Origin of the sequence: Carnobacterium sp. (assembly GCF_032094055.1) — a bacterium.
In the GTDB taxonomy this organism is placed as follows: domain Bacteria; phylum Bacillota; class Bacilli; order Lactobacillales; family Carnobacteriaceae; genus Carnobacterium_A.
This window is the reverse complement of record NZ_DAMDAK010000093.1, coordinates 457-7,332: the sequence shown is the minus strand read 5'-3', so window position 1 is coordinate 7,332 and position 6,876 is coordinate 457. Positions and strand designations below refer to the sequence as shown.

Sequence of the window (6,876 nt, the reverse complement as noted above, 5' to 3'; positions counted from 1 at the left end):
TCGTAATTCATTTCAATTCTCAATACTGTCCCATTTAATTTACGGTGTTGTTCATCTGATTCTTCTTCATTTTCTGTTTGGAACTCTAGTTCAGCGTTGCCGCTATTGACCCATTTTTTAGCCACATGAAACTTAATAGCTGCGTATTCTCCAATGGGATTGGCTTCTACTTCTGGGAAAAAAGTAGCATTTCGAATAACTTTTTGGACAAGCATCCATTCATAATCAGTAAATAAATTAATGATTGCCTGCATATTATTTGGTCTTAAATTGAGTTCGCCATTTTTCCAACAGTCCCAGTTTTGCGGAGTGATATCTAATTGGGTTGAATAAAAGGCTTTTTCACTCATATATTTTTCTTTGATCGTGTGTAAAACAATCTGAATAAGTGCTTCTTGCATAATAAAGACCCCTTTCTTTCTAGCTGGATAAATTACCTTATAAGTGCTAATTCCATTCTACACTTAAAGCTGGAAAAACTAAAGTGTAAGGCTTTCCATTGCTTTCAATTCATTGCGTTGTTACAATAGAAAAGGAAAAAAGATTTACAATACTTGCATCGGTATATTGAGGAGGAAAATAAATGAAAGAATTAAATTGGGGTATTTTAGGATTAGGTTCAATTGCTTCAAGTTTTGCCGCTACTTTTGCAGCAGAAGACGCAAAAATCTATGCTGTTGGGTCCAGAACAATTGAAAAAGCTAGTGAGTTTGCTGAAAAACACGGTATTGAAAAAGCTTATGGCAGTTACGATGAGTTGCTGTCAGACCCAAATGTAGATGTTGTTTATATTGCAACACCGCACAGCCACCATGCTGATCTAATTTTAAAAAGCTTAGAAAACGGAAAGCACGTCCTTTGTGAAAAAGCGATGGTAATGAATAACCAACAATTAGAGGCTGCGATGAAAGTAGCAAAAGAAAAAGAATTGGTGTTGGCAGAAGCTATGACTATTTACCACATGCCGCTTTACCAAGAACTTAAAAAGGTTATAGCCGACGGTTCTTTGGGCAAGTTGAAAATGATTCAAGTTTCATTTGGCAGTTTAAAAGAAGCTGATCCGACCAATCGTTTCTTTAATAAAGAGATCGCTGGCGGCGCATTGTTAGATATTGGAACTTACGCACTTTCGTTTGCGCGCTTTTTCTTATCAAGTCAACCTAATGAAATTTTGACTACGATGAATTTTTATGAAACGGGTGTTGATGAGCAAGCAGGTGTGTTATTAAAAAACGCTGATGATGAAATAGCTACTGTTTCTTTCACTTTCCGAGCTAAGATGCCAAAACAAGGAATCGTAGCGTTTGAAAATGGTTATTTGACTGTAACAGACTTTCCAAGAGCCGATGAAGCTACATTGACTCATCCTGATGGAACAGTTGACAGAATTCAAGCCGGTAATACTCTACAAGCAATGAATTATGAAATTGCTCATGTAAATGAAATGATCCGTTCAAAAGAAGACCATAGTTCCCTTGATTTGACTTATGATGTGACCGAAATAATGGATACCTTAAGAGAAAAATGGGGTTTGCATTTCGATTTTGAATAAAACCGCTCTAACTTTCAGGGATCACACCCCTTTTGGTACAAACTCATCTCTTTTTAGAACTAGTTTATCCAAAAAGAAACGAGTTGGAACAAAAATCATCCATAAATGAAAAAACGTAGAAAGCTGCCAAAATTATTTTGGCAGCTTTCTACGTTTTTCTTCTCTTATTTCTTTAAAACAGCTACAACTTCGATTTCACAGAGTGCTTTTAACGGCAACTCTTGTACTGCAAAACAAGTACGAGCTGGTTCATGCCCTTTAAATTGTTCCCCAAAAACTTCGTTAAATGCTTGGAAATTTTCCATCGTAGACAAATAACAAGTTGTTTTAACCACATGTTGTAAGGAAGAACCAGCTTCTTCCAAAACTGCTGATAGATTTTTTATGGCTTGTTCCGTTTGTTCTTTAATGGAATCAGCCACTAATTCTCCTGATACAGGATCTACTCCGATTTGACCAGCGGGATAAACAAATTCTCCAACTTTAATGCCTTGCGCATATGGTCCGATTGGTTTTGGTGCATGTTCAGTATAAATGGTTTCTAACATTCCTATTCCCCCTATAACGATTATTGTGTTCTAGATCAAACTACTTTTTCAGTTTTATGGCCTTTTTGATAAAAAAGGTCCATGTCTTCTTTAGGAACCATGCTTCCGCCTGTTGCCCAAGCAATATGGGTAGCCTGCTTCATTTTGTCGGACAAGTGATGGTCTTGCAGGTACTTCTTTCCTGCAGCAGATTGAAAAAGACGGACGGAACCAGGTACACCTGCTAATGCTGCCGGCTCTAAGTAGATTTCTTCTTGATCAATCAAGGTACTTAGCAGTTCATAGATTTGGTGATCATCTACGGTGTAGGAGCCACTAAAGAAATCTTCTAATACTTTAGCTACAAAGCCTGAAGTACGCGGTACCGCTAACCCATCTGCCACTGTTAGCCCATCTAAACCAAAGTCTTTGACCGTCACGCCATCGTACTCGCCTGTTAACAGACCGACCAACATAGAAGGAACATGTGTTGGTTCTGCAAAGAAACAGTGAACGTTGTCGCCATAAATTTGCTTTAAGCCAAACGTGATCCCGCCTGGCGAACCACCAATGCCACATGGTAGATAAACAAATAAAGGATGGTCTGCATCCACTAAAATATTTTTTTCTTTTAATTGAACTTTTAAGCGGTTAGCAGCTACTGTATAACCTAGAAAAAGATCTTCGGAATGCTCACCATCCACAAAATAACTCGTTGGATCTAAATCAGATTGTTGTCGGCCTTGAGTGACAGCTTTTGTAAAATCAGATGAGTGTTCAATCACGACAACTCCTCGGCTGCGCAAATAATCCTTTTTCCATTGTTTGGCTTCTACGGACATATGGACAATGACTTCAAAACCAAGCTTTGCACCTACGACACCTACACTAATCCCCAAATTACCGGTTGTACCTACTGTAATTTTATAATTAGAAAAGAAGGCTCGGAACTTTTCACTTGCAAATACAGCATAGTTTTCTTCAATAGATGTAAGAAGCCCATGTTCTAAAGCTAAGTCTTCCGCATGTTTTAGTACTTCATAAATAGCGCCTCGAGCTTTGATCGTTCCGGCTATCGGCAATAAATCATCACGTTTTAACCATAGATTGCCTTCTATCGTTTCATGGTATGCTTCTTCAAGGTATGTTTTCATATTGGAAATTTCAGTAATCGGCGATTCGATTATCCCATTAGTTGGGCGTGTTTCTGGAAATTCAGCTGCTAAGTATGCTGCAAAACGGGCTAAACGCGCATCTGCCTCATCTACATCTTTTTTTGAAAATGTTGCTTTTTCCGAAGCTGTTTGAAAATTTTCTTTATTCGGATTGATCCAAAAAACTTCTTTTGTTGCTTGAATGTCTTTTAATAAAGGCACTTGTTCTTGCCAATCAGCAATCGTTTTGCCTCTTACTACGTTCCTGCTCATTATTAAATCTCCTTTTCTAATCTAAAACTAAAATAAAACCAGTTGTTTCTTTGTTTAAAAGGAAAAGACCAACTAGCTTGCCTTATCTCTGCCGTACTTTTTACTGCTGTGAAAATACTGAACGAAGAGAATACAGCATGCCCCTACAGTTTACTATGGAAAGCCGAGTTTATCAAAAGTTAATTCCATATTCGTACAGGTTATTTCATAAGGGCACTGGTTTTTGTTAAATAAGCTGTATTTACGACAAAAAAGCAAGAAAATTTGAAATTAATTATCCGCTTCAAATTTTCTTGCACGTTTTCTAAGCTATTGTTTTATTTTCTAATTAATTAAATAAGCCTACAATGGCTTCCCAGATTTGACGGAAGAAATCTCCGACTTTGTCTAGTACGCCGCTGTCTTTTGCTTGTTGAAGTGCGTCACCAAATTTTGATTGGACAGTATCTGATAAATGTTTCAGCTGTTCTTTCACTTCTGCTGAGTCAATAGCACTAGTTTGTTGGTATTTTTCAAATAAAGCCATTAATTGATCAATTTGGTCTTGTGTGACCACATTTTCTAGTTGATTGTTCTTTAATGCATCGTTGATGATTTGTTCAATATCTTCTTTCGTTGCCAGTTTGCCTTGTTGTTCTTTTAAATCTGCCAAAGCTTGTTTGATTTCAATGATCGCTTGATCGAATTTGGCAGAATCAAAATCAGACTTTTCAGCATTTTCTTGTGCAATTTCATTCGTTGTTTCCAGTTCTTTTTGAGCAATTTCCATTCGGTCTTGATCCAAGTCTTCACCGTTAACATCAAAAGCTTTGTAAATACCGGTTAAGGCACTTTCTCCTGTTACTTTACTGACACTGGCAACCATGATTTTTGCATCATTTACTCCAGCCGTAATAGCCGCATTCGCATACTGATCTTGCGTGATTTGTGTAATGTTTTCAGGAGTCTCAATTGTAACCTCTACCCCTTTGCCGGAACCTTCTTTTTGAACCAGCACCGATGAAATCATATTTGCGGTATTTCCTGATCCTTCTTTTAAGTAATTCACCAAATCAGAGCCGGTCACAGCAACACTAGCAACATTTTCGGGCTCCTCAATACCTAATAATTTTTCGGTTTCTTTGACTTGGCTGTCGGATAATCCGCCACCATATACAAATGTTGGTTTACCCCATTTTTCATCGATCACCGTTGTATCAATTCCGTCTGATGCAGCAAAAGCAACAGCAGGAATCATACTGATTGAAGCTCCAATAAAACTAGCTGCAGCAATGGTCGTGATGCCTATTTTTTTTAGTTTATTCATTTTTTTGCTAACCTCCATTTTCTTCTGACCTTTTCACTTTTCATTTTACACTAATTCATTTCCCTTTGTCTCCTACTTAAGCCTGATTATGATTTCTTTAAGAAAACAAAAAAAGAATGGGCGCGATGGCCCATTCTAGTTATTTTTAGGTCCCTTAGAGGTTGCTGAACTGATTGTATACCCTTCTGTAGTTAAAATTTCTTTGATTTCTTCTAATTGAAGACTATCCATTTGAATAACGACTTGAGTGACTTCTTTTTGTCGGTAAACAGCGATTTGATTAATACTGATGTTATCTGCTGCCAAAATATTGGTAATGTCTTCTAATATTCCCGAATGATCCTCTGGGATGTCAATAACGATCCGACTGCCTTTATTGTTGTTCCCCATAACGTCAATAAAAGCTCTAAAAAGGTCTTTATCTGTGATGATTCCAATTACTTTATCTTCATCTTCTACAACTGGCAAAGCACCGACCTCGTCTTCCAGCATTCTAACCGCTGCTTCTTCGAGCAAATCCGTTGCACTGATCGTTACCACTGTTTTATGCATGATATCGCCGACAGTCGTTTTAGTCAACAAATAATTCAATTCATGAATACTTAGACTTGTCGCAGTTGAGGGTGAGTTTTCCTGAATGATCTCTTCTGTTATCAACCCTACCATCCGTCCATTTCTAACGACTGGCAACCGATGAAAATTGTGTTCTTTCATAATATCGAGTGCTTCAAGAACTTTCGTATCTTCAGGAACTGTTACGACTTCTGCAGTCATATAATTTTGTACATTCATCCTTTTTACCCTCCTAAGTAAGCTTTTTGAACTTCATCACTGGCTAACAATTCTTGTCCTGTACCAGATTGGACCATTTTTCCGGTTTCTAAAACATAGCCACGATCTGCTATTTCTAAGGCTACTTTAGCATTTTGTTCAATCAGTAAAATGGTGGTGCCTTGCTCATTGATCATTTTAATGATATTAAAAATTTCTTTGATAAAAATCGGCGCCAATCCCATTGAAGGCTCATCCAGCAGCAGCAACTTCGGTCGTGACATTAAAGCCCGTCCCATCGCTACCATCTGTTGTTCGCCGCCTGATAAAGTAGCAGTATCCTGCTTTTTGCGTTCTCCTAAAACGGGGAAACGATCAAAAACCATTGCCAAATCTTTTTGGATCTCGCTTTTATCTTTGCGCAGATACGCTCCCATCTCCAAATTTTCTAAAACACTCATTCCGCCAAAAACATGCCGGCCTTCTGGAACTTGCGAGATACCCAGTTCAACAATTTTTTTAGTGGTTTCTTTTTGGATCGATTGGCCTTTATACAGAATTTCTCCTGAAGTTGGGCGATGCAATCCGGAAATTGCTTTAAGAATCGTTGATTTACCAGCCCCATTGGCTCCAATCAATGAAACAATCTCTCCTTCATTGACTTCAAAACTCACTTCTTTAGTCGCTTGAATAACGCCATAATGAATCGTCAGTTGGTTTACATGTAACATACCTAATCACCACCTAAATAAGCTTTGATAACTGCTTTATTATTTTTGATTTCATTGGGTGTTCCATGAGCAATCATCCGCCCATACTCTAAAACATAAATGCGTTCGCATACGTTCATCACTAAAGACATATCGTGTTCAATCAACAAAATAGTGATGTTGAAATCTTTTTGAATTTGACGAATCAAAGCTGTTAAGTCGGCTGTTTCTTGCGGATTCATACCCGCAGCTGGTTCATCTAAAAATAAAATCTTCGGTTTCGTGGCCAACGCCCGAACAATCTCCAGACGCCTTTGCTCCCCGTAAGGCAAATTTTTAGCGAGCTCCGATACTTTTGTGTCTAAATTGAAAATCTGCAACAGTTTAACAGCTTCTGCTTTCATGGTTTCTTCCGATGCATAAAAAGCAGGCGTGCGAAACAGAGCAGCGATTGTGCCAACTTTGTTTTTAGCGTGCATTGCAATCAAGACATTATCCAATACAGTCAAATCTTTAAACAACCGAATATTTTGAAACGTTCTTCCTAACCCCATATCGGTAATCGTATATGTTTTTTTTCCCA

Annotated in this window: 8 protein-coding genes; 1 reads left to right on the top strand and 7 read right to left on the bottom strand. The window is 38.0% G+C overall.

Translation table 11 applies throughout. The features are described from left to right. The coding region (locus RT405_RS11730) for a hypothetical protein (RefSeq protein WP_313469898.1) at window positions 1-401 on the bottom strand (401 nt) is incomplete at its 3' end. Window positions 402-583: 182 nt separating this feature from the next. Between RT405_RS11730 and RT405_RS11725 the strand changes: the two genes are divergently transcribed. Beyond that, window positions 584-1,552 carry a Gfo/Idh/MocA family oxidoreductase gene (locus tag RT405_RS11725; RefSeq protein ID WP_313469896.1) on the top strand — a complete coding sequence of 323 codons (969 nt, stop codon included), beginning with the start codon at window positions 584-586 and terminating at the stop codon, window positions 1,550-1,552. A 164-nt stretch (window positions 1,553-1,716) separates the two neighbouring features. On the opposite strand, the gene RT405_RS11720 is transcribed toward RT405_RS11725, so the two are convergent. From RT405_RS11720 to RT405_RS11695, 6 genes are all read right to left on the bottom strand, one after another. Next, window positions 1,717-2,100: a Rid family detoxifying hydrolase gene (locus RT405_RS11720; protein WP_313469895.1), complete on the bottom strand. Its 384-nt coding sequence runs from the start codon at window positions 2,098-2,100 to the stop codon at window positions 1,717-1,719. 35 nt (window positions 2,101-2,135) lie between these two features. After that, entirely contained in the window at window positions 2,136-3,506 is a 1,371-nt protein-coding gene (locus RT405_RS11715; RefSeq protein WP_313469894.1) for a D-serine ammonia-lyase, read from the bottom strand. Window positions 3,507-3,834: 328 nt separating this feature from the next. Next, window positions 3,835-4,812 (bottom strand): DUF1002 domain-containing protein, encoded by a 978-nt coding sequence (locus RT405_RS11710; protein WP_313469893.1) that lies wholly within the window; start codon window positions 4,810-4,812, stop codon window positions 3,835-3,837. Window positions 4,813-4,947: 135 nt separating this feature from the next. Beyond that, window positions 4,948-5,604 (bottom strand): CBS and ACT domain-containing protein, encoded by a 657-nt coding sequence (locus tag RT405_RS11705; protein ID WP_313469892.1) that lies wholly within the window; start codon window positions 5,602-5,604, stop codon window positions 4,948-4,950. A 5-nt stretch (window positions 5,605-5,609) separates the two neighbouring features. Then, complete coding sequence (locus RT405_RS11700; protein WP_313469891.1) at window positions 5,610-6,314, bottom strand: ABC transporter ATP-binding protein; 705 nt, start codon at window positions 6,312-6,314, stop codon at window positions 5,610-5,612. A gap of 2 nt (window positions 6,315-6,316) precedes the next feature. Continuing rightward, window positions 6,317-6,876, bottom strand: a 560-nt coding sequence (locus RT405_RS11695) for an ABC transporter ATP-binding protein (protein ID WP_313469889.1), incomplete at its 5' end; no start/stop codon positions are given.